The sequence below is a fragment of the Pseudomonas sp. H3_E04 genome (genome assembly GCF_054668915.1).
In genome coordinates, this window is sequence record NZ_CP162797.1 from 1989870 (window position 1) to 2015046 (window position 25177).

The following is a 25177-nucleotide window of genomic DNA, read 5'->3' on the forward strand; positions in this document are numbered from 1 at the left end:
GAAAAGCTGCGCCGTGCGCCAATAACCCTGCGAACGTTATCCGGGTTAATCCGCCTTCTTCTGCTGCATTTGCACCGATGCCTTGCTCTTGTCTTCGTCCTGGCTGGTTGCTTTGTTGGAATCGAAACAGCCGTGCAACAGAAACATTGAGCAGAAGCCAAGACATACACAGATTTTTTTCATGACGATCTCCTTTAAGCAGTGGTCAAATTGCATCAGATTCTCAGCCCTTGCTGTGCTCAGGCGACGAAGGCCCTTCCTTGATCCCGCGCGGGCCGGCGATGCCCCACACGATCAGGCCGAGCACCGGGAACACGATCAGACCGATCGCCCAGGCGGCTTTGACGCCAACACTCTTGTTGCTGCGAAACACGCTGACAATCGCCCACAGGTCGACCAGCAGAATGATCACCGCCACGGCGATGGAAAAATAACTCGTTGCCTCGTTCATTTCGCGATCCTCCAATGACTGGTAAGCATTGGGCTGCGAGGTGTTTTCAGCGTTCAAAAAAAATGCACGCGCGTGGCGCCAGGGACTCAGCCACCTTCCGGATCCTGGCGGATCACGGAGATCTTGCCGTTGCGCTCGATGATCGCGAATTTGATCTGCTCGAGGGTTTCAATGCCTTGGCTGGAGCGCGCCGCCTCCATGACATCCGCTTCAACCAGCCGCGCATGCCGCAGACGTCGATGCAGCAGTTTGCCGTTCTCGACGATGATCGTCGGCTCGCCATCGATCAATCGCGAGACCCAGCTGGAACGCTGCTTGAGCAAGGAAAATCCAACGTCGATGGCGATCAGGGTGATGATCACCAGAAACGCATTGGTCAAGGAGAAATCGTCGCCCAGCAACGCCTGCTGTGTGGCTTCGCCGATGATCATCAGCAGCACGAAATCGAACGTGGTCAGCTCGGCCAGCGAACGGCGGCCGGCAATTTTGAACAGCACCATCAGTGCCAGATACATCACGAGCGCGCGCAAGACCGAGTCCATGGGTCACCTATGGATAAATGAATTGAGTGAGCTTGACTTCGCTCGAACCCGGAGCGCGGATATGACTGCGAAACAGGCCCAGTCCGTCGCCGCGCAACGTCAGATAAAGCGTTGCCTGACCCTGGGCATCCGCCTGCAACCACAAGCGCATACCCTGCGCTGAGCTGCGCATACGCACCGGCGCCGGTTGCATGGTTTCGATGCTGAAGCCGTCAAGCATCTCGCCACCGATGTCGAGTTCGACGGTGGCTTCAGGGGTCGAATGCACGCTGAGTTTCAGCGGGTTGGTCGAGCCGTTGCGGTGGAACATCTCGTATTCGACCTGGACTTTGCCATCGTCGCTGCGCGCATCCTGGGCACTGAGCACGCCACGGGAAAACAGCCCCAACAGACCCAGCAGCATGCACACGACGAGCAGATACCAACCGATGTGCTCGAAGCGCCAGACCTTCAACTGATAGGCCATGTCCTCCTGCACCGGGAACTGTCGGCTTTGCAGATCGGGATGGTCGGGGTCAGGCTTCATCGGCGCCACCCTCCTTCGCCGCGCAAGGCGCGACGGTGATAGTCCGGCAACTGCTGCAGGGCGAATTCAGAAGCGAGGGTCTGCACTTCACTGCGCGATCCGGCAAACCATTGCTGGGTGCTGAACAGAAAATGTTTGTCATCGAACTGGAACGCCCAGGCGAAACACACCGTACCGGCCTTGATGCCGTCCATATCGTCGGGTCCGAGAATGCCGGTGGTGGCGACGGCGACGTTGGCCGTGCTGTCGCGCAACGCACCGATGGCCATTTCACTGGCGACCTCGACGCTGGTCAGGTTGAAGGTGTCCATGGTCGCCGGGCTGACGTGGAGCAAGCGCTGCTTGGCCTGCGGCGAGTAGACCACATAGCCGCATTCGATCAACTCGCCGCTACCGGGGACTGCCGACAGCAACACGACGATTTCCCCGGCCGTGCAGGATTCGGCGGTGGTGATGATCAGCGAATGTTGGCGCAGGTATTCAATCGTTTCCTTGGCGATGGACATGGCACGCTCTCGAAGCTGTTATTGCCGGTTGACCGCTCGCTACGCTGATCATTCCGCTGGATTGGATGAGCGTGTAAGCGCCTCTTGCCGAGAAAGTTTTCCGCCCCATTCGGCACGATCACCTACCCTCATAGACTGTGTGATCCACTCGAGCCTGCCGCCCCCATGCGCTGTTCATTCAAGTCGTTGTTTTTCGTCCTGTTCCTGCTGCTGATACCGGGCAGCGCGGCGCTGTGGGCGGCCGACCTTCCGACGCCGGCGAACTCAAGCGCAGCGCCGCTGCCGGTGATTTCGCAAAGCGATCTGCAAGCCTTGCAACAACGCCTCGACGGGCTCAAGCAGCAGATTTCGGCGGCGAACAATTACAACCAGCTCGAAGGCCCGCAGGACCGGGTGCAGGCATTCATTCTCGATGTCGATCGATTGTCGGCTGCGCTGTTGCCGCAACAGGCGCAACTGGCGGTGCAATTGGGCGTGCTCGGCACGGCGCCCGACGCCGAGGTGGCCGCCGAGCAAGCCGATATCGTCGCGCAGCGGGCCGCGCTGGCGGAGCAGAAAAGCAAGGTCGACGGCACGCTGAAAAGCCTCGCCGCACTGAAGCAGAACGCCGCCGATCTGATCACGCAGATTGCCAGCATCCGCCGCACGCTGCTGGAAAGCGAACTGACCCTGAGCACCCGCAGCGTTTTGACTCCGCATTTCTGGGCACCGCTGGTCGATCCAAGCGAGGACGACCGCCAGCGACTGCGACTGTTCGTGGCGCAGGTGGCTGACGTCTGGGCCACGGTCTGGGCGCCGGGCGAGCGTTTTTACACTTGCGTGCTGGTGCTGTTGGCGCTGCTGGTCTGGACCTTCGGCCGCCGTCTGGCTGAGCGCGGGCTGACCTGGTTCTGCATTCACCGCGTGGCGGAGGGCCGACTGCGCCGCAGTGCCTTGGCCTTCGCTTCAGCCATCGCGACGTTCATAACCACTGCCATCGCCCTGAAACTGCTGTTCTACGCCTGTACCCGCCACGACGCCCTGCCGCCGGTGCTGGAGACGTTTTCCGAAGAATTCGAAAAAGTCGTGTACGCCTGCGTACTGATCACCGGGCTCAGCCGTGCATTGCTGTCGACCGAGCATCCATCGTGGCGCCTGCCGGCGATTGCCGATCCGGTGGCGATGGCGCTCAAACCTTATCCGCGGATTCTTGCCTGCACGTTGCTGGTGTTGGTGACGCTGGTGCAGGTCGCCAATGCCACGGGCATGAGCAGCGATATCGTTATGGCCGGGCGCGGTGTGATTTCGATGGTGGTACTGGCGATCATCGGCACGATGCTGTTGCGCGTCGGCAAAGTGCGCAAGGCGCTGGTCGCGGCCAATGACCCCTCGGCGACCAACAGCGTGTTCGCCGGGCTGATCTACAGCGTCGCCAGTCTCTCGATGTTGGTGACGGCCATTGCCCTGCTGGCGGGCTATGTCTCGCTGGCGCGGTTCATCAGTTATGAACTGGTGTGGGGCTATGTCGTGCTGTCGGGCTTCTACTTGCTGATTCAGCTGGTCAAGGACGCCTGTGAGCACCTGTTTTCGCCGAAACACGCGAGCGGCCAGGCGCTCAAGCAATTGCTCGGCGTCAGCGATCGGCGCCTTGAGCAGACGTCGATCCTGTTGTCCGGCGTCAGCCGCGCCGGCCTGATGCTGATGGCGTTGATTTCGTTGTTTGTCGGCGGCATCGGCACCACGCTCGGCCAACTGGTCACCAACATCATGTCGATCCTCGGCGGCGCCGGCTTGCGCAAGCTGAATATCGTCCCGGCACATCTGCTCAACGCACTGCTGGCGTTGCTGATCGGGATCTGGCTGATCCGCGCATTGAGCCGCTGGCTCGACAACGAGTTCCTGCCCAAGACCGACATGGACCCGGGCATGTGCGCATCACTGAGCACGCTGTTTTCCAATATCGGCTACGCCTTTGTGATTCTGTTGACGCTATCGTCGCTGGGCGTGCAGTGGACGAATCTGGCGTGGATCGTCAGTGCGCTGTCGGTGGGCATCGGCTTTGGCTTGCAGGAGATCGTCAAGAACTTCGTCTCCGGCCTGATCCTGCTCACCGAGCGCCCGGTCAAAGTCGGCGACCTGATCAGCATCAGCGGCGTCGAGGGCGATATCCGCCGGATCAATGTGCGTGCTACGGAAATCCAGCTCAGCGACCGCTCGATCGTGATCGTGCCCAACTCGCAGCTGATCTCGCAGAACCTGCGCAACGTTACCCTCGGCGGCAGCGCACAGGGCGTGGCGTCGCTGGAGTTGGTGTTTCCGTTGGATATTGATCCTGAGGAGGTCAAACAACTGCTGCTCGATGCCTTCCACGAGAATGAAACCATCCTCGATAAACCGGCGCCCTTCGTGCGTTTCAGCAAATTGTCGCCGGACGGCATAACCCTCACGGTCACCGGTTATGTGGGCAGCCCGAGGATTGTCGGACTGACCAAAAGTGATTTGTTGTTTGAGGTGCTGAAGCGTTTGGGCGCGGCGGAGATTGCGCTGGCGAAGCCGCCAGCGGCGTGATCCGGTTAGCGCTTGCCCGAGTTGTCGATGCTGGCCGTGCTGCTGCGTGGCGTCAGCTCGAACGGCAGTATGACGTGCCTCTCTGGCAAAGGCTGTTTCTCGATCAGGGCAATCAACATTTCGACCGCTTTGGTCCCGAAGGCCTCGGCAGGTTGCGAGATGGTGGTCAGCGGCGGATCGCAGTACGCGGCCATGGGAATATCGTCGAAACCCACCAGTGAAATATCCTCGGGCACACGCAGCCCCGCCTGCCGGATGCGCTTGAGCGCGCCGATGGCCATTTCATCGTTTTCACAGAACAGCGCGGTGGGTCTGTTGACCATTGCCAGCATCCTTTGCGCTCCCACGAAGCCGGCTTCAAGGGTGAAGTTGCCATGGCAAATCAGTGCCTCGTCATAGGCGATCTGGGCCTCGCGCAATGCCGCTTCGTAGCCTGCCAATCGATCGCGGGTCAGCGGACTGTTTTTCGAGCCCTTGATCAGGCCGATGCGTCGGTGTCCCAAGGCGATCAGGTGTTCGGTCATGGCTTGGGCGGCGGCCACGTTGTCGAGGCTGATGGTTGGATAACGCCCGGCCTTGATCACTTCGCAGGCGTTAACGATCGGCGGCACATCGGCGTCGGCCGGAGCGTTTTCGAACGGATCGTAGGCGCGCAACTGGATCACCCCGTCGGCCTGATAGGCGTACACGAGCTCGGCGAATTGCCGCTCCAGTTCTTCCCGGCCCTGGGTGTCGCAGAGCAGCAAGCGATAGCCGGCTGCCTGCGCCGCTTGCTGCGCGCCGCTGATGACCCGGGCAAAAAAGGTGTTGGCGATGGTCGGCACCAGAATCACCAGATTGCCGGTGCGCCGTGAACGGAATTGCACGGCCATCAGGTTAGGCCGATAGCCCGCCTGTTCCACCGCAGCCATGACGCGCTCACGAGTGGGTGCGAGGACGCGCTCGGGTGATTTCAAAGTCCTCGAAACCGTCGCCACGGAAACACCTGCCAGCCGAGCCACTTCGCGAATATTGGACAAAACCACCTCGTTGTTTCATGTCGATCAGGCGCGGAGCTTACCGCAGGCGACGAGCGATCGAAACGCTGTCGATCATCCGCTGGCATTTGACACCGGAGTATTTCACGCCTAGATTTCGCCGACGATGTAACCGGTTACATCACTCATCAACATTGCATCCAGCTACCGAGACGACTGCCATGTACGCTGCCGTAAAAATAAGAATGGGTTTTGTTGGAGGCGGTGAAGGTTCATTCATTGCCCGCGCCCACCGGCAAGCCGCCGGCCTCGACGGACGCTTCGAACTGGTCTGCGGTGCGTTCAGCCGCGACCCGGAGAATAATCAGCGCACCGCTGCCACGCTGGGTGTGGCCGCCGAGCGTTGTTACGACGATTGGCAAGCCCTGCTCGCCCGCGAGACCGCCCTGCCCGCCGAGCAGCGCATGCAACTGCTGGTCATCGTCACCCCCAATCATCTGCACGCACCGATTGCCCGCGAGGCATTGAGCGCCGGTTTTCACGTGTTCAGCGAGAAACCCGCGGCGCTGAACCTCGCCGAGGTGCAGGCGCTGCACTCGGTGGTCATCAACAGCCAGCGCATTTACGCTCTGGCGCACACCTACCTCGGCTACGCGATGGTCTGGCAGGCCCGCGAAATGGTCGCCAGCGGCGTGCTCGGGCGCGTGCGCAAAGTCCTCGTCGAATACCCGCAAGGCTGGCTCAGCAGCGATGTCGCCGGGCAAGGCAACAAGCAGGCCGGCTGGCGAGACGACCCGGCGCAGTCAGGGATCGGCGGCTGCATCGGCGATATCGGCACCCATGCGTTTTCCCTGGCGGAGTTTGTCGCCGGTCAGTCGATTCAGTTCATCAGCGCGATGCTCGGCTCGCATGTCGAGGGTCGGCAACTGGATGACGATGTGGCGATGCTGTTCAAAATGCGCGACGGCGCCAGTGGTGTATTGCTTGCCAGCCAGGTCTGCGCCGGTGAGGAAAACCCGCTGAAGATCCGCGTCTACGGGGACAAGGGTGGGCTGGAGTGGCGTCAGGAAGAGCCGGCCAGCCTGATTCATCGACCGTTGAACGAGCCGATGCGCGTTCTGCGCTCGGGCGTCGGTCAGCCATGGTTGTGCGCCGCTGCCAGTCAGCGCATGCGCCTGCCCGCCGGACATCCCGAGGGTTACCTGGAAGCCATGGCCAACCTGTACGGCGATCTCGCCCAGGCGATTGCGGATGGCGTGGAAGGCCATCAGGCACCGGGCGTCCCGGGCATCGAGACCGGGCTGCGCGGCATGGCCTTCATTGAAACCGCCATCGCCAACCACCTTGGCAATGAAAAGTGGAGCGAGATCTCCGGCCAACTGACAGGAGCCGCCAACCATGATGAATGATCAGCAAACCGCTACAGGTATGAAGGGCCCCGGCATCTTCCTCGCTCAGTTCATCGCCGACGAAGCGCCTTTCGACTCCCTCGCCAACATCGCCGAATGGGCGGCCTCGCAAGGCTACAAAGCCATCCAGGTACCGACCCTCGGCACACGGTTCATCGATTTGCAGCGCGCTGCTGAAAGTCAGGATTACTGCGACGAACTCATCGCCGTCTGCGCCCGCGCCGGTGTGGTGATCAGTGAGCTGTCGACGCACCTGCAAGGGCAATTGGTCGCTGTGCATCCGGCGTTCGACAGTCTGTTCGACGACTTCGCGCCGCCTGCACTGCGCGGCAAACCCCGCGAGCGCACCGAGTGGGCCATCGAGCAGTTGAAACTGGCTGCCCGCGCCAGCCAGCGCCTGGGACTCACCGCCCACGCAACCTTCTCCGGCGCCCTCCTCTGGCCTTACGTCTATCCGTGGCCGCAGCGTCCGGCCGGTTTGGTCGAGCAAGGTTTCGCCGAACTGGGCAAGCGCTGGCTGCCGATTCTCGACTGCTTCGAGGAGGCTGGCGTAGATCTGTGCTACGAAATCCATCCCGGCGAAGACCTGCATGACGGCGCGTCGTTCGAACAGTTTCTCGAGGCGGTGAATTATCACCCGCGCGCCGCGATTCTGTACGACCCAAGCCATCTGCTGCTGCAGCAAATGGACTACCTCGGCTTCATCGACCGTTACCACCAACGCATCCGCATGTTTCACGTCAAGGATGCCGAGTTCCGCCCCGATGCGCGCTCCGGCGTCTACGGCGGGTATCAGGGCTGGGTCGAGCGTCCCGGACGCTTTCGCTCGCTGGGCGACGGCCAGATCGATTTCAAATCGATCTTCAGCAAATTGTGCCAATACGACTTCAACGGCTGGGCGGTACTGGAATGGGAATGCTGCCTGAAAGACTCCGCACAGGGTGCGGCCGAAGGCGCGGCGTTTATCGAGCGGCACATGATCCGCAAGACCGCCAAGGCCTTCGACGATTTCGCCGGGGTCAGCGCTGACGCGGTTTCGAACCGGCGCTTGCTCGGCCTGACTGACGACTGATTCATCCGCGTTACCGACATAACAACAATACGGTGATCTGAAATGAACGTAATGAATGCGCGACTCAGCGTGATGATGTTTTTGCAGTTCTTTATCTGGGGCGGCTGGTTCGTCACCCTCGGCACTTTTCTGGCAACCACGCTCGCTGCCAGCGGCGGCCAAGTCGGCATGGCCTTCGCCACGCAATCCTGGGGCGCGATTCTGGCGCCGTTTGTCATTGGCTTGATTGCCGACCGGTTCTTCAATGCCGAACGCATTCTGGCGGTGCTGCATCTGCTTGGCGCGGTGCTGCTCTATCAGCTCTATCGCGCGGCAGACTTCAGCGCGTTTTATCCCTATGTACTCGCCTACATGATGGTCTACATGCCGACGCTGGCACTGGTCAACGCCGTGGCGTTCCGCCAGATCAAAGATCCGGCGCTGGAGTTTTCGCGCATTCGCGTGTGGGGCACGGTGGGCTGGATTGTTGCAGGGGTAGTGATCAGCTTCGTGTTCGCCTGGGACTCGCAGCAAAGCATCGCGGCCGGGGGCTTGCGCAATACGTTCCTGATGTCCGCCGTCGCGTCGCTGCTGTTGGGGCTTTACAGCTTCAGTCTGCCGAACACTGCACCGCTGAAAAGCGCAGCAGGCTCATCAAGCCTCAAGCAGATGCTAGGCGTCGATGCCTTGGGTTTGCTCAAGGATCGCAGCTATCTGGTGTTCTTCCTCGCCTCGGTCCTGATCTGCATTCCGCTGGCGTTCTATTACCAGAATGCCAATCCGTTTCTGGCGGAAATCGGCGTGACCAATCCGACGGCGAAAATGGCCATCGGTCAGGTGTCGGAAGTGCTGTTCATGTTGCTGCTGCCGTTGTTCATCCATCGCTTCGGCATCAAGATCGCCCTGCTGGTCGGCATGGCTGCCTGGGCGTTGCGCTACGTGCTGTTTGCCTTCGGCAATAACGACGATCAGGCATTCATGCTGCTGATCGGCATTGCCCTGCACGGCGTGTGCTATGACTTCTTCTTCGTGTCCGGGCAGATCTACACCGATGCCAAAGCACCAGAACGCTTCCGCAGTTCGGCGCAAGGTTTGATCACCTTGGCTACGTACGGGTTGGGCATGTTGATTGGTTTCTGGATTGCGGGACGGATTACTGACCACTTCACTTCGAGTGCGGGCCATGACTGGAGAAGTATCTGGCTATTTCCAGCCGGTTTTTCCGTGGCGGTGCTGCTGTGTTTCTGGGCGACATTCAAGAGCCGCGATCGCGACAAGGCAGTGCTGCCGAGTGCGGTTTAGAGCAGAGTAGTAGTGCATGAATAGAACGAATGCCGCCTGTGGTTGAGGCGGCATTCGTTATCGATGCTCATCGTTGCGCTCAAGCGTTGCGGCGTTCGAGCAGGCGGTCAGCGCCACTTTCGGCGACCCGATTGCCTTGCAGATGATCGGAACCATCAGAGGCTACTGCATCGCTGAACAGTGGATCAGTTTCGGTCGCAGCGACTGCATCGCTGAACAGCGGGTCGGTTTCGGTAGCGGCTACTGCATCGCTGAACAAGCGGTCCGTTTGAGTGGAGGCGACCGCGTCGCTGAACAGCGGGTCGGTTTCGGTGGCGGCGAAGGCATTCAGTGCAAAAACCGAGAAAGCGATACCGAGGATAGTCTGGCGTTTCATGAGGATGTGCTCCGGGTTGCAGTGGTTGGGTATGGAGCCGATCTTACGCCGCGCTATGAATATGAGAATTTCATTGACTTAATGGTTGTTATTGACGCAATCAATGACTGATCAAGCATGAGCCGCTATTGGATCGATCTTCATGCTGTTGCTTACGTCATTAAGCGAAACGCCCTACAAAGTCGAAAGCATAAAACGGACAATCTCGTTTTTGACAGTTTTTTGCGCACAAAAAAAGACCCGTATCAGTCGAAACCGAAACGGGTCTTTCCCCACTTAGACGACCTTATTTCAAGTCATCAAAGTGATCTCGCAGGAACTCGTAAAAGCGCAAGGCTTTCAACAATCTCCATACAAGGCTCAGCGTACGCAGCAAAAGCTTCATACGTTTTGGCCTCCAGGGCTGGCGGCCAAACCTCCAGCAAACTTACCGGACCACGCGTGCCTTCAGCCGACTGGTTAGGGTGGCTGGTGAGGCGGCCGGTTGAAATCCCTTCGAGACATCATTCCGGCACGGGTGCGAATCCGCGTCGAAGGGCGTAAAACCTTTTGCGCCCCCAGCCAAACCTCTCCGCCGCTCTATCAGTTGAGCGCGGGCATATTAACCTGAAAACTCCAGGACAAAAGCGCCGCTCACACCGTTATTCATCAAACGCCGCCACGCCTTTGTTAAATGTTATTTCTGCCAGACAAATTTCAACAAACATAAACATATAAATTCTTCGCAGGGCCGAAGACGCACTTGTTTCGAACGCCTGTTCAACCGTTGCAAGGAACGGTATAACTCCATACCATGGCAATCCTGGTTAGGGTGGCTGGTGAAGCACCTGGCTTCGATCGCAAATCGAGGCCTACTAAAAAACCGCCCCGCGAAGGCGGTTTTTTTTCGTCTGCGCTTTCTGGTCCCCTCCCCTCCAAGGCACATTGCCTGACTCGATCCCCCTGCGCACCTGCACAAATCTTCTAAACACTCTTCTCCCCCACGCTGTATTTTAGAAACGCCCCTGCTCAACCCCCCTATGGAATCCTCCCATGGACAAACGCAACTGGATCTCTCTCTCCCAGGATGTCGATACCGGGATCGAGTCGATTCGTGCGCATTTCCGTGGGCATGCCTACGATCCGCACTGGCATGACAGTTTTCTCGTCGGCGTTACCGAGCAAGGCGTCCAGCAATTCAACTGCCGCCGCGTGCGTCATCGCAGTACCCCGGGGCATGTGTTTCTGCTCGAGCCGGGTGAAATCCACGATGGCCATGCGCCGACCGAGGATGGCTTCACCTACTCGATGCTGTACCTCGATCCGCACTGGCTGGAGCGCGAACTGCACGCGCTGTTCGAAGAGGCGCCCGCCGACAGCCAGCCAGGCTTTGCCGACACCCTGAGCCACGACCCGCGCCTGTCGACCGCGATCGTGCAAGCCTTCCACGCGTTACATGACGGCGATCTGCGCATCGTCCGGCAGACTGCGCTGGATGGCCTGCTGGCGTCTCTCACCCGCCATCTCGACTGGCGCAAGCGTCAGGACTTCGATCCGCGCCTGCCACTGGTTGCGCAGGTTGCGCGGGACTATCTGCATGCCCACAGCTATGAAGACATCGGTCTGGACGACCTCGCCAAAGCGTGCGGCGTCGATCGCTTTCGCCTGACCCGCGCGTTCAAGGCGGCGTTCGGTCTGGCACCGCACGCTTACCTGATCCAGTTGCGCCTGGCCAAGGCGCGACAATTGCTCGCGCGCGGTGAGACGCCAGCGCAGGTCGCCAGCGTGCTCGGTTTTGCCGATCAAAGTCATCTCGGTCGCTGGTTCCGCCGCGCCTATCAATTGACCCCTGCGGACTACCGCAAACGCTGCTCAAATCTTCCAGACTGAGGCCCGCCCGCTGACGATCATGGTGTCCTGTTTCGTCTTTCAGGAATCTGCACCATGGCTTCTCTACTGCCCTTTCTGCTGTTCGCTTTCGTTGCCTCGATTACCCCGGGACCGACCAATATTCTGGTGCTGAGCCACAGTTCGCGGCGCGGGCTGATCGCTACGTTGCCGATCATTTTTGGTGCCTGTGCGGCGGCAGCGCTGATTGTGCTGGTGGTCGGGCTGGGTGCTGGTGAAACCCTGCTGCGCTTTCCCCGCGTGCAACAAGCGATGGCTTGGGGCGGTGTGCTCTGGTTGAGCTGGCTGGCGTGGCAGATCTTTCGTAGTTCGCCGCCGTCGCTGGACCCAAATGCTGCGCAGGAACAAGGCTTGAGCGTATTCGGCGCGGCGCTGCTGCAACTGGTCAACCCGAAGGTGTGGATGATGGCCGTGGCGGTGGTCAGTGTATTCGTCGGCGGCGGCGACAAGACGCTGCGCCTGCTGGTGTTGTCGCTGGCATTTCTGCTGGTCTCGCTGCCGTGCATGACGCTCTGGGCGGTGCTCGGCGTCGGCAGCGCGCGGCTGCTCAGCTCACCACAAGCGTTCAAGCGAATGAACGCGGCACTGGCCCTTCTTCTGCTGCTCTCGGCCTGGCTGGCCGTGTTGGTCTAATGCCCTGTGGCTTGCCGATATTCGCGCGGTGTAAACCCGGTCGAGGCCTTGAACTGACGGGTGAAAGCGCTGTGATCGGTGTAGCCGCATCGCAGCGCAACCTCAGTGATCGGCAAGTCGCTGTGCAACAGTCGATGCGCGTGTTCCAGGCGGACTTTCTGGATCATCTGCCGTGGCGTCAGGTGAAAAACCCGCTTGCAGTAGCGCTCCAGTTGCGCCACGGAAATTCCGGCTATGCGCGTCAGTTCACCCAGCGTCACCCGCCGATTGAAGTTGCCGCGAATGTATTCATCGACCGCCGCCAAACGCTCGAACGCCGGGTGCGTCTCGCTGGCTGATTGCAGATCCACCGAGATCCCCACCAGGCCGATGATCGTCCCGTCACGGTTGTAGATCGGCCTCTTGTGGGTCAGGCACCAGCCCGGTTCGCGACTGCCATACAGGTGCAGTTCGAGCTGATCCTCCAACACGAAACCCTCCTCCAGCACCTTGCGATCCTGCTCGGTGTAACCCGGACCCAACTGCGCCGGGAACACCTGCGCACTGGTCTTGCCGAGCAACGGGCGCAGGTCCTTCAAGCCACAACGCTGCACCAGCGTGCGGTTGGCAAGCACATAGCGCGCTTGCAGATCCTTGATGAAGATCGCCGCATTGGGGATCACATCGAGTATCGGCAACAGCTGCGCGGCACCGACGACCATCTCTTCAAGAGTATGCGGACGCAGGCCGTCAGTACCCTGGCACAGGATCGAAAACGCTGACTGCATCAAAGAATTCCCCTCGAGCTGAACCACCACAAATGCCACTCGCGAGCAGATTGCAGCAACGTCGCGGCCCTGTCGAGGCCGCGCATTCACCGGCGCCATTGTGCTGAATTCGTCATTGATCCCGCCGTAAAACATCAATCGCCGCTGGCGTCGACCGGTGCAAAGTCTGCTCGTCCACGTGACACAACTGCCTATCCAATAACTCACAAGAAGGCGATGCCATGTCAGGCCAAGGCAAGTTCAAAAAACAGCTTTCATTGATCGACCTCACCTTTATCGGACTCGGCGCGATCTTCGGTTCCGGCTGGTTGTTCGCCGCCAGCCATGTCTCGGCGATTGCCGGGCCGGCGGGGATATTTTCCTGGTTGCTGGGCGGTTTCGCCGTGTTGCTGCTGGGCATCGTCTACTGCGAACTGGGCGCGGCATTGCCCCGCGCTGGCGGCGTGGTGCGCTACCCGGTTTATTCCCACGGGCCGCTGCTTGGCTACCTGATGGGTTTCATTACGCTGATCGCGTTTTCCAGTCTGGTGGCTATCGAAGTGGTCGCCTCGCGCCAATACGCGGCGGCGTGGTTTCCCGGCCTCACCAAGTCTGGCAGCGGCGATCCGACGATCCTCGGCTGGCTGGTGCAGTTCGGCCTGCTCTGCGTGTTTTTCCTGCTCAACTACCGCAGCGTGAAGACCTTCGCCAAGGCCAACAATCTGGTCAGCGTGTTCAAATTCATCGTGCCGCTGCTGGTGATCGGCGTGCTGTTTACTTTCTTCAAACCGGAGAACTTCCAGGTTCAGGGATTCGCTCCATTCGGACTGTCCGGCGTGGAGATGGCGGTCTCCGCTGGCGGGATCATCTTTGCCTATCTAGGCCTGACGCCGATCATTTCCGTGGCCAGCGAAGTGAAAAATCCGCAGCGCACCATTCCCATCGCGCTGATTCTCTCTGTACTGCTGTCGACCTTGATTTACGTGCTGCTGCAAATGGCCTTTCTCGGCAGCATCCCGACGGAAATGCTCGCCAACGGCTGGGCCGGCATCAGCAAGGAGTTCGCCCTGCCTTATCGCGACATCGCCCTGGCGCTCGGTGTCGGCTGGCTGGCCTATCTGGTGGTCGCCGATGCGGTGATCTCGCCGAGCGGCTGCGGCAACATCTACATGAATGCTACGCCGCGAGTGATCTACGGCTGGGCGCAGACCGGCACCTTCTTCAAGGTTTTCACCCACATCGATGAAAAGTCCGGCATCCCGCGTCCGGCGCTGTGGCTGACCTTCGCCCTGTCGGTGTTCTGGACCTTGCCGTTTCCATCGTGGGAAGCGCTGATCAACGTGGTCTCCGCCGCGCTGGTGCTGAGCTATGCGGTGGCGCCAGTGTCGGTCGCGGCGCTGCGGCGCAATGCGCCGGACATGCCGCGCCCGTTCCGGGTCAAGAGCATGGGCCTGCTTGGGCCGGTGTCGTTCATCATCGCCGCGCTGATCGTCTACTGGTCGGGCTGGAACACCGTGTCGTGGCTGCTCGGCCTGCAGATCCTGATGTTTGTCATCTACCTGTTCTGTGGCCGCTTTGTGCCCACCGCTCACCTAAGTCTGGCGCGTCAGGTGCGTTCATCGGCGTGGCTGATCGCCTTTTACGCGGTGACCATCGTGCTGTCGAAACTCGGCACCTTCGGTGGCCTGGGCATCCTCGCGCATCCGTTCGACACCATCGTCGTCGCCGCTTGCGCCACCGGCATTTACTACTGGGGCGCGGCGACCGGCGTGCCTGCCCATCTGCTGCGCCTGGACGACGAGGACGAAGAAAGCGACAGCCCTGCGCCCTCGTCCACCGTCACCGCCCGCCCTGCCGGCGCCTATTGAAATCATCCAACGGGATCTCTTTATGAAACGAGTACACGTCATTGATTCCCACACCGGCGGCGAGCCGACACGGCTGGTGATGAGCGGCTTCCCCGAGCTGTCCGGCAACAGCATGGTCGAGAAACGCGACGCCCTGCGCAGCCAGCACGATCAGTGGCGCCGCGCCTGTCTGCTGGAGCCACGCGGTAACGATGTGCTGGTCGGCGCGCTGTATTGCCCGCCGCTATCGCCTGATGCCACCTGCGGGGTGATCTTCTTCAACAACGCCGGATACCTGGGCATGTGCGGCCACGGCACCATCGGCCTGATCAACTCGTTGCAGCATCTGGGGAGAATCCAGCCGGGCGTGCACAAGATCGACACACCGGTGGGGCAAGTCAGCGCGACGCTGCACGACGATGGTTCGGTCACTCTGGGCAACGTGCCCGCCTACCGTTATCGCAAGCAGGTGCCGGTGGAGGTGCCGGGTTATGGCCGCGTGGTCGGCGATATCGCCTACGGCGGCAACTGGTTTTACCTCGTCTCCGAGCATGGCCAGACACTGACCATGGACAACGTCGAGCACCTGACCGCGTACACCTGGGCCATGCTCAAAGCGCTGGAAGATCAGGGCATCTCTGGCGAAGACGGCGCCGCTATCGACCACATCGAACTGTTCGCCGATGACGATCAGGCCGACAGCCGCAACTTCGTCATGTGCCCCGGCAAAGCCTACGACCGCTCACCGTGCGGCACCGGCACCAGCGCCAAACTTGCCTGCCTGGCCGCCGACGACAAGCTGCAAGCGGGCGCGCCGTGGATACAGGCAAGCATCACCGGCAGCCAGTTCGAAGGCCGCTTCGAATGGCAAGGCGAGCGGATTCGCCCGTTCATCACCGGCCGCGCCTACATGACCGCCGACAGTACCTTGCTGATCGACGAAACCGATCCGTTCGCGTGGGGCATCTGAGCCGCCACGCCGATTTCTCACCTCGAATCAAACGAAATGCCAAGGAGTTGAACCATGAGCGACAACATCTTCACCGGCTGCATGCCAGCCCTGATGACCCCGTGCACCGCCCAGCGCAAACCTGATTTCGATGCGCTGGTGGCCAAGGGTCGCGAGCTGATCGATGCCGGCATGAGCGCCGTAGTCTATTGCGGCTCAATGGGCGACTGGCCGCTGCTCACCGAAGCCGAGCGTCAGGAAGGCGTGGCGCGCCTGGTCGCTGCCGGGGTGCCGACCATCGTCGGCACCGGCGCGGTGAATACCCGTGAAGCGGTCTCCCACGCAGCGCATGCGGCGAAAGTCGGCGCGCAAGGCTTGATGGTCATCCCGCGCGTGCTTTCACGTGGAGCTTCGGCGACGGCGCAAAAGGCCCACTTCGCCGCGATCCTGCAAGCCGCACCGAATTTGCCGGCGGTTATCTACAACAGCCCCTACTACGGCTTCGCCACCCGCGCCGATCTGTTTTTCGAACTGCGCCGCGAATACCCGAACCTGATCGGCTTCAAGGAATTCGGCGGCGGCGCGGACCTGCGCTACGCAGCCGAGAACATCACCTCCAAAGATGACGACGTGACCCTGATGGTCGGTGTCGACACGCAAGTGGTGCACGGTTTCGTCAATTGCAACGCCACCGGCGCGATCACCGGCATCGGCAACGCCCTGCCGCGCGAAGTGCTGCAACTGGTCGCGCTGAGCAAGCAGGCCGCGCAAGGCGATGCCAAGGCCCGGCGTCAGGCGCGGGAGTTGGAGTCGGCGCTGGCGGTGCTGTCATCGTTCGACGAAGGTTGCGATCTGGTGCTGTATTACAAACACTTGATGGTGCTCAACGGCGACAAGGAATACACCCTGCACTTCAACGAAACCGATGTGCTGAGCGACTCGCAACGGCGCTATGCCGAGAAGCAATATTCGCTGTTCCGTCACTGGTACGAAAACTGGTCGGCCGAGCAGAACTTCGCCTGACCGCCACCTGCCGCGAGTCATCACGATTCGCGGCAGGCCTCGCTCATCTCACAGGAAGACACCATGACTCTGACGGGCAACATGCTGATCGGCCAACAAGCCGTGGCGGGCAATCGTCCGGCCTTTCGCGGGATCAATCCGGCGACCAACGAGGCACTTGCTCCGGAATACACCGGCGCGTCGGCCGAACAGGTGCAACAGGCCTGCGCGCTGGCGTGGACAGCACAAGACGCCTATCGCGAAACCAGCCTGAGCACCCGTGCGGCATTTCTGGAAAGCATTGCCGAGCACATCGAAAACCTCGGCAATGAACTGATCGAACGCGCCCACGCCGAAACCGGTTTGCCGCGCGCCCGCCTCGAGGGTGAACGCGGGCGTACTTGCCAGCAATTGCGCCTGTTCGCCCGCACGGTACGCGCCGGTGAATGGCTGGACGTGCGCGTCGATAATGCGCAACCGGAACGCCAGCCACTGCCGCGCTCCGACTTGCGCCAGCGGCAGATTGCCCTGGGGCCGGTCGCGGTGTTTAGTGCGAGCAACTTTCCGCTGGCATTTTCCGTGGCCGGTGGCGACACCGCCGCAGCGCTGGCGGCCGGTTGCCCGGTAATCGTCAAGGCTCACACCGCCCATCCGGGTACCAGCGAACTGATCGGCCGCGCAGTCGCGCAAGCGGTCAAGGCCTGCGGTCTGCCCGAGGGCGTGTTTTCCTTGTTGTTCGATTCAGGGTACGAAGTCGGTATCGCGCTGGTCAGCGACTGGCGCATCAAAGCCGCTGGTTTCACTGGTTCGCGCACTGGCGGGCAGGCCTTGATGAAAGCAGCGCAAGCGCGGCCGGAGCCGATTGCGGTGTATGCGGAAATGAGTTCGATCAACCCGGTATTGCTGTTTCCTGCTGCGCTGGAAAATCGGACGCAGGCATTGGCCGAAGGATTTGTCGCGTCGCTGACACTGGGCGCCGGGCAGTTCTGCACCAACCCGGGATTGTTGATTGCCCGCAAAGGCCCGGCGCTCGACGGGTTTCTCGGCGCGGTAGCGGAACTGATCCCGCGCAGCGCGGCGCAAACCATGCTCACGCCCGGCATCTTCGGCGCCTATCAAGCGGGCGTGACGGCTTTGCAAGACAATTCCCGTGCACGCGCGGTAGCAACTGGCGAACCCGGCAGCGGCCTGAATCAGTGTCAGGCGCAGGTCTTCAGTACCGAGGCAGCGGATTTTCTTGCCGATCATCGCTTGCAAGCCGAGGTCTTCGGCGCTGCATCGCTGATCGTGCAATGCAGCAGTAACGAGGAAGTCCGTCAGATCTGCGAACATCTGGAAGGCCAACTGACCGCGACTCTGCACATGGATGACGCTGACCTTGCTTTGGCGCGTGCGTTGTTGCCAACCCTGGAGCGCAAGGCCGGGCGACTGCTGGTCAACGGCTGGCCGACCGGCGTGGAAGTCTGCGAGGCGATGGTGCATGGCGGGCCTTACCCGGCAACTTCGGATGCGCGCAGCACCTCTGTGGGCACTGCGGCGATCCTGCGTTTTCTGCGGCCGGTGTGCTATCAGGATTTCTCCGACAGCTTGTTGCCGACGGCGCTGCAACAGGCCAATCCGCTCAACCTTCGGCGCCTGCTCGATGGCCAGCGGGAAGCGACACACCATGGCGAATAATCCTTCGCACGACATCGCCGTGGTCGGCGCCGGGATCATTGGCGTGGCTTGCGCACTGCGCCTGGCCCGCCAGGGTTTGCGCGTGGTGGTCATCGATCAACAGGCACCGGGGCATGGCGCTTCGTTCGGTAATGCCGGGCATCTGGCCACCGAGCAGGTATTTCCGATTGCAGACGTGTCGATCCTCAAGCGTTTGCCGGCCATGCTCATGGACCCGATGGGGCCGCTGCGCCTGGACTGGAAATACCTGCCGCGCGCCCTACCGTGGTTCACCCGGCTGCTGCTGAATCTGCGGCCCGAGCCTTTTCAGAAAACCGTCGCCGGCCTGCGCGCGCTCAATGAAAGCAGTCTCGACGCGTGGCAGCGCTTGCTTAGCGAAATCCAGCGCGCGGATCTGCTCAAGGTTGACGGCTCGTTACTGGTGTTCGAAAAACCTGAATCCCGGCAGGCCATCGAAGCCTTGCAGGCACGACTGCATCAGCAGCAGGTGCCGGTGGATTACTGGCAGGCCGGGGCGATCCGCCAGACCGCGCCGCAACTCAGTGAGCAGCTTCAGGGCGGACTGTTCTTCCCGCGCACCGGGCATTTCCTTGATCCCTATCGGGTGGTTTGTGCACTGGTTGAAGCGGCTCGGAGCAGCGGTGTGAGTTTTCTCCAGCAGCAGGTTCAGGGCGGCTACGTACAGGAAAACGGCGTTTTACTGGTGACGGGCAACAGCGGTGTGACGGCCAGCCGCGTGTTACTGGCCTGCGGTGCGCATTCGGCGAAACTCACCGCCGCGCTGACTGGCAAGCAAGTACCGCTGGACACCGAACGTGGCTATCACCTGATGCTGCCGCGTGAGCATGATCGCCTGCCCTTCCCCGTCACCTCGCTGGAACGCAAATTCATCATGACGCCGATGCGCGAGGGCCTGCGCCTGGCCGGCACGGTCGAGTTCGCCGGATTGGAGCGGCCAGCTAACATGGCGCGCGCCTGGCAGTTGCAGCGTTTGAGCCAAGGCCTTTTTCGCAAGGATCTGAACGCTGATAACGCAACTCCATGGATGGGCTTTCGCCCGTCGCTGCCGGATTCGCTGCCAGTGATCGACCAGGTCTGCGACGGCAAGGTCTTACTTGCCTTCGGTCATCAGCATCTGGGTCTGACTCAAGCGGCGGTCACAGCTGAGATGATCGGAAAAATGGTTTCAGGCGCCACCCTCGCGTTGCCCAATACCGAGCCCTACCGACTGGCACGTTTCTAAACGTGCTTCAGCGCGTCGCCGTGATGCATGGCCAGATGGCCGGTCTTGTCGCTCTTGACCTCGTACTGCGGCGCGTCTTTCGAGGCCGGGCGGTGGCGGCCCATGAACTCGGTGTCGCGGGTGTGCACCTTGACCACTTTGCCGTGGATCTCGCCGGCCTCGGAATTCCAGCGCACCGCGTCGCCGACTTTGAATGAACTGCTCATCACTGCGTCCTCGCCTCTGGCTTGTTGGTTTATGGAGCCGCGCGCGTCGGAGAAATTCCGCTTTCTTTGCGAGGCGACCGAAGGCAGGCAAAAAAATCGAACGGCGAAAATCGCTCGCACCTCCAACCTGCACAAGCCGTAGAAAACGGCCATGACGAGGTGTGAAATGAACAACGATCAAGGCAAGCAAAGTGACGATCCGCTCCCAACTCCCCCCGGCCCGCTGAGTCCGGGGCGTACCGAGGTCGATCCGATGAAGGAGCGCGGCATCGACGAACTGCCCGACAACGAAGGCGAAATCCCGCTGGATGATGACGATACCGGCCTGGACCCGGAGCGCGTACGTCAGGAAACCGATAACGCCGAGATGGACAACCAGCCCAATCCGCGCTGAGCCTGGAAAGGCAGCCGTGACATTCGGCTGCCTTTGGCTTGTGCGGTCAACGGCAGAATCAGGCAAGCATGGCACAGAAATGCACTACTTCGCGCCCAGCTCCAGGCGCAACAATGAGCGTCCGACTACCCATGGAGGATGCTCACATGCTTGTACACGCTTACGGCGCCCACGCTGGCGACAAACCTCTTGAGCCAATGCAGATCAACCGCCGTGCCCCGGCGGCGCACGACGTACAAATCGATATCGCCTTTTGCGGCATCTGCCATTCCGACCTGCACCAGGTGCGCGCGGAATGGGCTGGCACGCAATTCCCCTGCGTTCCCGGCCATGAAATCGTCGGCCGCGTCTCGGCGGTCGGCGATCACGTCAAAAGCTACAAGGTCGGCGATCTGGTCGGTGTCGGCTGCATCGTCGACAGCTGCCAGCACTGCGATGACTGCGAATCCGGTCTGGAAAATTACTGCGACGGCATGATCGGCACCTACAATTTTCCGACCCCGGACGCACCGGGCTGGACCCTCGGCGGTTACTCGCAAAACATCGTCGTGCACGAGCGCTATGTGTTGCGCATCCGTCATCCCGAGGCGCAACTGGCCGCCGTCGCGCCACTGCTCTGTGCCGGCATCACCACTTATTCGCCGCTGCGCCATTGGAACGCCGGGCCCGGCAAGAAAGTCGGCGTGGTTGGCATCGGTGGCCTCGGTCACATGGGCATCAAACTGGCCCACGCCATGGGCGCCCACGTGGTCGCGTTCACCACCTCCGAATCCAAGCGTGAAGCGGCCAAGGCTCTGGGGGCGGATGAAGTGGTGGTGTCGCGCAATGCCGAGGAAATGGCGGCACACACCAAGAGCTTCGACTTCATCCTCAATACCGTCGCAGCGCCGCACGATCTCGACGCCTTCCTCGTGCTGCTCAAGCGCGACGGCGCCTTGACCCTGGTCGGCGCGCCCGCCTCGCCGCATCCGTCGCCGAACGTGTTCAACCTGCTCATGAAGCGCCGCACCATCGCCGGTTCGATGATCGGCGGCATCCCTGAAACCCAGGAAATGCTGGATTTCTGCGCCGAGCACGGCATCGTTTCCGACATCGAATTGATCCGTGCCGACCAGATCAATGAGTCCTACGAGCGCATGCTCAAGGGCGATGTGAAATACCGTTTCGTCATCGACAACGCAACCCTCGCCGGCTAAGCGCCAATGTCCATCGGCAGCGAAGTGCTGCCGATGGCTTTAGAGATTCCATCGGCGCGATTTGACAGCGCCCGCGTTGCTCGCCAGAGTCGCACCCCTTTTTCCACCGTTGGGTGAACAGGGGTCGCCGTTGAACCAACAGACATTGTCCATGCGCCTTGAACGCGTCGCCGCTCACGTGCCGGTCGGCGCACGACTGGCCGATATCGGCTCCGATCACGCCTATCTGCCCGTTGCCCTGATGCGCCGCGGACTTATTACAGCGGCGGTGGCTGGCGAGGTCACGTTGACGCCATTTCACTCGGCGCAACGCACCGTTAAGGACAACGACCTGCACGGCCAGATCAGCGTGCGCCTGGCCGATGGCCTGGCGGCAATCAAACCTGACGATGCGATCAGCGCCATCACCCTGTGCGGCATGGGTGGCGAAACCATTCGCGACATCTTCGAAAACGGCAAAGTCCACCTCAACGGCAACGAACGATTGATCCTGCAACCCAACGGTGGCGAACAACCGTTGCGCCAGTGGCTGATGGACAACGGCTATCGGATCATCGGTGAGGAGGTGCTGCACGAGAACCGCTTCGACTACGAAATCATCGTGGCCGAGCCAGCCGTTGAACCGCTGACTTACAACACCAGGGAATTGTTTTTCGGACCGCTGCATCTGCAGACGCGCAGCCCTGCCTTTCTGCACAAGTGGCAACGCAGGCTGAGTCAGCGGCAGAAGACCTTGGGGCAGTTCACGCGCGCGCAACAGGCGTTGCCGGAGGACAAAATTCGGGCGCTGAGGCAAGAAATGCAGTGGATCAACGAATTGCTCGGGTGACTGTGCCGACCTCTTCGCGAGCAGGCTCGCTCCCACAGGGGATTCGGGATCGGCTTGGAATTTGTGGTGTGGCACATAACCAATGTGGGAGCGGGCTTGCTCGCGAAAGCGTCGGAACATCCAGCATCTTCATTGACTGGTCCAATGCTATCGCGAGCAGGCTCGCTCCTACAGGGGATTCGAGATCGGCTTGGAATTTGTGGTGTAGCACATAACCAATGTGGGAGCGGGCTTGCTCGCGAAAGCGTCGGAACATCCAGCACCTTCATTGACGGGTGTACCGCATTCGCGAGCAGGCTCGCTCCCACAGGGGATTCGGGATCGGCTTGGAATTTGTGGTGTAGCACATAACCAATGTGGGAGCGGGCTTGCTCGCGAAGGCGTCGGAACATCCAGCATCTTCATTGATGGGTGTACCGCAATCGCGAGCAGGCTCGCTCCCACAGGGGATTCGGGATCGGCTTGGAATTTGTGGTGTAGCGCGTAACCAATGTGGGAGCGGGCCTGCTCGCGAAGGCGTCGGAACATCCAGCACCTTCATTGACGGGTGTACCGCAATCGCGAGCAGGCTCGCTCCCACAGGGGATTCGGGATCGGCTTGGAATTTGTGGTGTAGCACATAACCAATGTGGGAGCGGGCTTGCTCGCGAAAGCGTCGGAACATCCAGCATCTTCATTGACGGGTGTACCGCAATCGCGAGCAGGCTCGCTCCCACAGGGGATTCGGGATCGGCTTGAAATTTGTGGTGTAGCACATAACCAATGTGGGAGCGGGCTTGCTCGCGAAGGCGTCGGAACATCCAGCATCTTCATTGACTGGTCCAATGCTATCGCGAGCAGGCTCGCTCCTACAGTTGACGGTGTTTTGTCAGGAAAAATGCATTGTTCTGTGGAAGTGAGGCTGCTCGCGATTGCGGTTCGTCAGCTGACATGGATGTTGAATATGCCGCCGCTTTCGCGGGCAAGCCCGCTCCCACAGGGGATTGGGATTGGCTTGGGACATGTAGCGCAACGCATAGCCAATGTGGGAGTGGGCTTGCTCGCGAAAGCGCAGGTACATTCGGCATTTTCTTAGACTGGTGTACCGCAATCGCCAGCAGGCTCGCTTCTACAGTTGACCGTGTTTCAATTCGCCAACGCAAAAACGCCTGCTTTCACAGCAGGCTTTTGCGTGAGTGATGAACTTACTTCTGCTGCGTCAGGGCCGCGTAGCTGTTCATCAGGTTGCGATAGTTGGGAATCCGCTGCGACAGCAGGTTACCCAGGCCTTCAATGTCGTTGCGCCAGTCGCGGTGCAGTTCGCATGCCACCGAGAACCAGTTCATCATCTGCGCGCCAGCCTGAGTCATGCGGCTCCACGCGGCTTGCTGCACGGTGGTGTTGAAGGTGCCGGACGCATCAGTCACCACGAACACATCAAAACCTTCCGCCAGCGCCGACAGGGTCGGGAACGCTACACACACATCCGTTACCACACCGGCAATGATGATCTGCTTGCGCCCGGTGGCCTTGATTGCCTTGACGAAGTCTTCGTTGTCCCACGCGTTGATCTGACCTGGGCGAGCGATGTACGGCGCGTCCGGGAACATTTCTTTCAACTCCGGCACCAGCGGGCCGTTCGGGCCTTGTTCGAAGCTGGTGGTGAGGATGGTTGGCAGGTCGAAGAACTTGGCCAGATCCGCCAGCGCCAGCACGTTGTTCTTGAACTCGTTCGGCGAGAAGTCCTGCACCAGCGAGATCAGACCGGTCTGGTGGTCAACCAGCAGCACGATAGCGTCGTCTTTGTTCAGGCGGTTGTAGGTTGGAGTGGTCATGGAGTGCGTCCCTTTTCAAGTTTGAAGTTTTGTTGTTGCGTTCAAGTTGGGTACAGATTACTGACGCACAGCAAAGGGATAAATCGGCTGAAAAGCGTTTCACCGTCCACTCAAACGAGACAATCGTTCAAGTCTCGCTCCGATTAGATACACCACAGTACAAATGAAGTACCTCAGCCCCCATTTATCAACTCCTCGCAACTTTCTAAAGTCCTCTCCAACAGCCACCCGCCATTCCGACGGGCAAGCGACAGAGGAAATCATCATGAGCACATCGAAAAAAGTAGTTGTCATCACCGGCGCCTCGCAAGGCATTGGTGCAGGTCTGGTCGAAGGCTTTCGCGCCCTTGGCCATCAAGTGGTCGCTACCTCGCGCTCGATCAAAGAGTCGAGCGACCCGGATGTCCTGACCGTCGCCGGTGACATTGCCGATCCGCAAACCGCCGAGCGCGTGATTCGTGCTGCCGTGGCCCGGTTCGGTCGCGTCGATACGCTGATCAACAATGCCGGGATCTTTCTGGCCAAGCCGTTCACCGCTTACAGCCAGGCGGACTATGCCCAGGTCGTGGCGACCAACATGAGTGGCTTCTTTTACATTTCGCAACTGGCCATCGCGGAGATGGAAAAACACCGCAACGGCCACGTCGTCAGCGTGACCACCAGCCTGGTCGATCATGCAATCGATGGCGTGCCGTCGGTATTGGCGTCGCTGACCAAGGGTGGCATCAACGCCGCGACCAAATCCCTGGCGATCGAGTACGCCAAGCGCGGCATCCGGGTCAACGCCGTGTCGCCGGGCATCATCAAGACGCCGATGCACGCCGAGGAAACCCATCAGGCGCTGGGCAGCCTGCACCCGGTCGGCCACATGGGGGAAATCGACGACATCGTGCAAGCGATCCTCTACCTCGACGGTGCAAATTTCGTCACTGGCGAGATCCTGCATGTCGACGGAGGCCAGAGCGCCGGCCATTGATCGAAACCCTGCAACGCCGCCGGTGGATACCGGCGGCGTCGTTGGTTGTGGTACACAGAGGATGAACGTCCGTCGAACCTCGGTGCGAGCC

General features: G+C 60.6%; 25 protein-coding genes. 15 read left to right on the top strand and 10 right to left on the bottom strand.

Features of this window, described 5'->3' with window-relative positions:
* Positions 1-45: 45 nt before the first annotated feature.
* The 5 genes from AB4N53_RS08925 to AB4N53_RS08945 form a co-directional block, all read right to left on the bottom strand.
* Positions 46-183 carry a hypothetical protein gene (locus tag AB4N53_RS08925; RefSeq protein ID WP_165368439.1) on the bottom strand — a complete coding sequence of 46 codons (138 nt, stop codon included), beginning with the start codon at positions 181-183 and terminating at the stop codon, positions 46-48.
* Positions 184-223: 40 nt separating this feature from the next.
* The gene (locus AB4N53_RS08930; protein ID WP_460119888.1) at positions 224-451 is read right to left on the bottom strand and encodes a PLD nuclease N-terminal domain-containing protein; all 228 of its coding nucleotides are present in this window, start codon (positions 449-451) and stop codon (positions 224-226) included.
* Positions 452-537: 86 nt separating this feature from the next.
* Positions 538-993: a DUF421 domain-containing protein gene (locus AB4N53_RS08935; RefSeq protein ID WP_460119890.1), complete on the bottom strand. Its 456-nt coding sequence runs from the start codon at positions 991-993 to the stop codon at positions 538-540.
* Positions 994-1000: 7 nt separating this feature from the next.
* Positions 1001-1519, bottom strand: a complete 519-nt coding sequence (locus AB4N53_RS08940; RefSeq protein WP_460119892.1) for a hypothetical protein — start codon at positions 1517-1519, stop codon at positions 1001-1003.
* Positions 1516-2025, bottom strand: coding sequence for a CinA family protein (locus tag AB4N53_RS08945; RefSeq protein ID WP_460119894.1), 510 nt, complete (start codon positions 2023-2025; stop codon positions 1516-1518). Before AB4N53_RS08945 ends, AB4N53_RS08940 begins: the two co-directional genes overlap by 4 nt.
* A gap of 165 nt (positions 2026-2190) precedes the next feature.
* Here AB4N53_RS08945 and AB4N53_RS08950 point away from each other — a divergent pair, with 165 nt between their 5' ends.
* Positions 2191-4572, top strand: a complete 2382-nt coding sequence (locus tag AB4N53_RS08950) for a DUF3772 domain-containing protein (protein ID WP_460119896.1) — start codon at positions 2191-2193, stop codon at positions 4570-4572.
* A 5-nt stretch (positions 4573-4577) separates the two neighbouring features.
* Here the strand turns inward: AB4N53_RS08950 and AB4N53_RS08955 are convergent, their stop codons facing one another.
* Positions 4578-5591, bottom strand: coding sequence for a LacI family DNA-binding transcriptional regulator (locus AB4N53_RS08955; RefSeq protein WP_460119898.1), 1014 nt, complete (start codon positions 5589-5591; stop codon positions 4578-4580).
* Positions 5592-5794: 203 nt separating this feature from the next.
* On the opposite strand from AB4N53_RS08955, the gene AB4N53_RS08960 reads away from it, so the two are divergent.
* From AB4N53_RS08960 to AB4N53_RS08970, 3 genes are read left to right on the top strand one after another with little or no spacing between them, the layout of a single operon-like run.
* Complete coding sequence (locus AB4N53_RS08960; protein WP_460119900.1) at positions 5795-6958, top strand: Gfo/Idh/MocA family protein; 1164 nt, start codon at positions 5795-5797, stop codon at positions 6956-6958.
* The gene (locus AB4N53_RS08965; protein ID WP_460119902.1) at positions 6948-8030 is read left to right on the top strand and encodes a sugar phosphate isomerase/epimerase family protein; all 1083 of its coding nucleotides are present in this window, start codon (positions 6948-6950) and stop codon (positions 8028-8030) included. Before AB4N53_RS08960 ends, AB4N53_RS08965 begins: the two co-directional genes overlap by 11 nt.
* Positions 8031-8072: 42 nt before the next feature.
* Entirely contained in the window at positions 8073-9311 is a 1239-nt protein-coding gene (locus AB4N53_RS08970; RefSeq protein ID WP_460119904.1) for a nucleoside permease, read from the top strand.
* A gap of 79 nt (positions 9312-9390) precedes the next feature.
* On the opposite strand, the gene AB4N53_RS08975 is transcribed toward AB4N53_RS08970, so the two are convergent.
* Positions 9391-9687, bottom strand: a complete 297-nt coding sequence (locus AB4N53_RS08975; RefSeq protein ID WP_460119906.1) for a hypothetical protein — start codon at positions 9685-9687, stop codon at positions 9391-9393.
* A 1032-nt stretch (positions 9688-10719) separates the two neighbouring features.
* On the opposite strand from AB4N53_RS08975, the gene AB4N53_RS08980 reads away from it, so the two are divergent.
* Together AB4N53_RS08980 and AB4N53_RS08985 are read left to right on the top strand one after the other, a co-directional pair.
* Positions 10720-11556, top strand: coding sequence for an AraC family transcriptional regulator (locus AB4N53_RS08980; RefSeq protein WP_460119908.1), 837 nt, complete (start codon positions 10720-10722; stop codon positions 11554-11556).
* 54 nt (positions 11557-11610) lie between these two features.
* Positions 11611-12207 carry a LysE family translocator gene (locus AB4N53_RS08985; protein WP_460119910.1) on the top strand — a complete coding sequence of 199 codons (597 nt, stop codon included), beginning with the start codon at positions 11611-11613 and terminating at the stop codon, positions 12205-12207.
* Here AB4N53_RS08985 and AB4N53_RS08990 read toward each other — a convergent pair.
* Positions 12204-12974, bottom strand: coding sequence for a PAS domain-containing protein (locus tag AB4N53_RS08990; protein ID WP_460119912.1), 771 nt, complete (start codon positions 12972-12974; stop codon positions 12204-12206). The two genes, AB4N53_RS08985 and AB4N53_RS08990, sit on opposite strands and share 4 nt — an antisense overlap.
* Positions 12975-13195: 221 nt before the next feature.
* Between AB4N53_RS08990 and AB4N53_RS08995 the strand changes: the two genes are divergently transcribed.
* The 5 genes from AB4N53_RS08995 to AB4N53_RS09015 all read left to right on the top strand — a co-directional run bounded on the left by AB4N53_RS08995 (position 13196) and on the right by AB4N53_RS09015 (position 19671).
* On the top strand, positions 13196-14821 hold the full coding sequence (locus AB4N53_RS08995; RefSeq protein ID WP_460119914.1) for an APC family permease: 1626 nt from the start codon (positions 13196-13198) through the stop codon (positions 14819-14821).
* Positions 14822-14843: 22 nt separating this feature from the next.
* Entirely contained in the window at positions 14844-15770 is a 927-nt protein-coding gene (locus tag AB4N53_RS09000) for a 4-hydroxyproline epimerase (protein WP_460119916.1), read from the top strand.
* Between the two features lie 54 nt (positions 15771-15824).
* Positions 15825-16772: a dihydrodipicolinate synthase family protein gene (locus tag AB4N53_RS09005; protein WP_460119918.1), complete on the top strand. Its 948-nt coding sequence runs from the start codon at positions 15825-15827 to the stop codon at positions 16770-16772.
* A 63-nt stretch (positions 16773-16835) separates the two neighbouring features.
* Positions 16836-18428, top strand: a complete 1593-nt coding sequence (locus tag AB4N53_RS09010) for an aldehyde dehydrogenase (NADP(+)) (protein WP_460119920.1) — start codon at positions 16836-16838, stop codon at positions 18426-18428.
* Entirely contained in the window at positions 18418-19671 is a 1254-nt protein-coding gene (locus tag AB4N53_RS09015) for an NAD(P)/FAD-dependent oxidoreductase (protein WP_460119922.1), read from the top strand. Before AB4N53_RS09010 ends, AB4N53_RS09015 begins: the two co-directional genes overlap by 11 nt.
* Here the strand turns inward: AB4N53_RS09015 and AB4N53_RS09020 are convergent.
* Positions 19668-19877: a hypervirulence associated TUDOR domain-containing protein gene (locus AB4N53_RS09020; protein WP_076563378.1), complete on the bottom strand. Its 210-nt coding sequence runs from the start codon at positions 19875-19877 to the stop codon at positions 19668-19670. The two genes, AB4N53_RS09015 and AB4N53_RS09020, sit on opposite strands and share 4 nt — an antisense overlap.
* 166 nt (positions 19878-20043) lie before the next feature.
* Here AB4N53_RS09020 and AB4N53_RS09025 point away from each other — a divergent pair, with 166 nt between their 5' ends.
* The 3 genes from AB4N53_RS09025 to AB4N53_RS09035 all read left to right on the top strand — a co-directional run bounded on the left by AB4N53_RS09025 (position 20044) and on the right by AB4N53_RS09035 (position 22296).
* Entirely contained in the window at positions 20044-20271 is a 228-nt protein-coding gene (locus tag AB4N53_RS09025; RefSeq protein ID WP_460119925.1) for a hypothetical protein, read from the top strand.
* Between the two features lie 146 nt (positions 20272-20417).
* Entirely contained in the window at positions 20418-21467 is a 1050-nt protein-coding gene (locus tag AB4N53_RS09030) for an NAD(P)-dependent alcohol dehydrogenase (RefSeq protein WP_460119927.1), read from the top strand.
* 130 nt (positions 21468-21597) lie between these two features.
* Positions 21598-22296 carry a tRNA (adenine(22)-N(1))-methyltransferase gene (locus AB4N53_RS09035; RefSeq protein ID WP_460119929.1) on the top strand — a complete coding sequence of 233 codons (699 nt, stop codon included), beginning with the start codon at positions 21598-21600 and terminating at the stop codon, positions 22294-22296.
* A gap of 1184 nt (positions 22297-23480) precedes the next feature.
* Here AB4N53_RS09035 and ycaC read toward each other — a convergent pair.
* On the bottom strand, positions 23481-24110 hold the full coding sequence (ycaC, locus tag AB4N53_RS09040) for an isochorismate family cysteine hydrolase YcaC (protein WP_460119931.1): 630 nt from the start codon (positions 24108-24110) through the stop codon (positions 23481-23483).
* Between the two features lie 265 nt (positions 24111-24375).
* Between ycaC and AB4N53_RS09045 the strand changes: the two genes are divergently transcribed.
* A complete protein-coding gene (locus tag AB4N53_RS09045; RefSeq protein WP_460119933.1) occupies positions 24376-25086 on the top strand; it encodes an SDR family NAD(P)-dependent oxidoreductase in 711 nt (236 codons plus the stop codon).
* Positions 25087-25177: the final 91 nt, after the last annotated feature.

What these genes read in the sequence shown, in the direction of transcription:
- AB4N53_RS08925 (WP_165368439.1), bottom strand. Translation starts at nt 183, where the DNA reads ATGAAAAAAATCTGTGTATGTCTTGGCTTCTGCTCAATGTTTCTGTTG.
- AB4N53_RS08930 (WP_460119888.1), bottom strand. Translation starts at nt 451, where the DNA reads ATGAACGAGGCAACGAGTTATTTTTCCATCGCCGTGGCGGTGATCATT.
- AB4N53_RS08935 (WP_460119890.1), bottom strand. Translation starts at nt 993, where the DNA reads ATGGACTCGGTCTTGCGCGCGCTCGTGATGTATCTGGCACTGATGGTG.
- AB4N53_RS08940 (WP_460119892.1), bottom strand. Translation starts at nt 1,519, where the DNA reads ATGAAGCCTGACCCCGACCATCCCGATCTGCAAAGCCGACAGTTCCCG.
- AB4N53_RS08945 (WP_460119894.1), bottom strand. Translation starts at nt 2,025, where the DNA reads ATGTCCATCGCCAAGGAAACGATTGAATACCTGCGCCAACATTCGCTG.
- AB4N53_RS08950 (WP_460119896.1), top strand. Translation starts at nt 2,191, where the DNA reads ATGCGCTGTTCATTCAAGTCGTTGTTTTTCGTCCTGTTCCTGCTGCTG.
- AB4N53_RS08960 (WP_460119900.1), top strand. Translation starts at nt 5,795, where the DNA reads ATGGGTTTTGTTGGAGGCGGTGAAGGTTCATTCATTGCCCGCGCCCAC.
- AB4N53_RS08965 (WP_460119902.1), top strand. Translation starts at nt 6,948, where the DNA reads ATGATGAATGATCAGCAAACCGCTACAGGTATGAAGGGCCCCGGCATC.
- AB4N53_RS08970 (WP_460119904.1), top strand. Translation starts at nt 8,073, where the DNA reads ATGAACGTAATGAATGCGCGACTCAGCGTGATGATGTTTTTGCAGTTC.
- AB4N53_RS08975 (WP_460119906.1), bottom strand. Translation starts at nt 9,687, where the DNA reads ATGAAACGCCAGACTATCCTCGGTATCGCTTTCTCGGTTTTTGCACTG.
- AB4N53_RS08980 (WP_460119908.1), top strand. Translation starts at nt 10,720, where the DNA reads ATGGACAAACGCAACTGGATCTCTCTCTCCCAGGATGTCGATACCGGG.
- AB4N53_RS08985 (WP_460119910.1), top strand. Translation starts at nt 11,611, where the DNA reads ATGGCTTCTCTACTGCCCTTTCTGCTGTTCGCTTTCGTTGCCTCGATT.
- AB4N53_RS08990 (WP_460119912.1), bottom strand. Translation starts at nt 12,974, where the DNA reads ATGCAGTCAGCGTTTTCGATCCTGTGCCAGGGTACTGACGGCCTGCGT.
- AB4N53_RS08995 (WP_460119914.1), top strand. Translation starts at nt 13,196, where the DNA reads ATGTCAGGCCAAGGCAAGTTCAAAAAACAGCTTTCATTGATCGACCTC.
- AB4N53_RS09000 (WP_460119916.1), top strand. Translation starts at nt 14,844, where the DNA reads ATGAAACGAGTACACGTCATTGATTCCCACACCGGCGGCGAGCCGACA.
- AB4N53_RS09005 (WP_460119918.1), top strand. Translation starts at nt 15,825, where the DNA reads ATGAGCGACAACATCTTCACCGGCTGCATGCCAGCCCTGATGACCCCG.
- AB4N53_RS09010 (WP_460119920.1), top strand. Translation starts at nt 16,836, where the DNA reads ATGACTCTGACGGGCAACATGCTGATCGGCCAACAAGCCGTGGCGGGC.
- AB4N53_RS09015 (WP_460119922.1), top strand. Translation starts at nt 18,418, where the DNA reads ATGGCGAATAATCCTTCGCACGACATCGCCGTGGTCGGCGCCGGGATC.
- AB4N53_RS09020 (WP_076563378.1), bottom strand. Translation starts at nt 19,877, where the DNA reads ATGAGCAGTTCATTCAAAGTCGGCGACGCGGTGCGCTGGAATTCCGAG.
- AB4N53_RS09025 (WP_460119925.1), top strand. Translation starts at nt 20,044, where the DNA reads ATGAACAACGATCAAGGCAAGCAAAGTGACGATCCGCTCCCAACTCCC.
- AB4N53_RS09030 (WP_460119927.1), top strand. Translation starts at nt 20,418, where the DNA reads ATGCTTGTACACGCTTACGGCGCCCACGCTGGCGACAAACCTCTTGAG.
- ycaC (WP_460119931.1), bottom strand. Translation starts at nt 24,110, where the DNA reads ATGACCACTCCAACCTACAACCGCCTGAACAAAGACGACGCTATCGTG.
- AB4N53_RS09045 (WP_460119933.1), top strand. Translation starts at nt 24,376, where the DNA reads ATGAGCACATCGAAAAAAGTAGTTGTCATCACCGGCGCCTCGCAAGGC.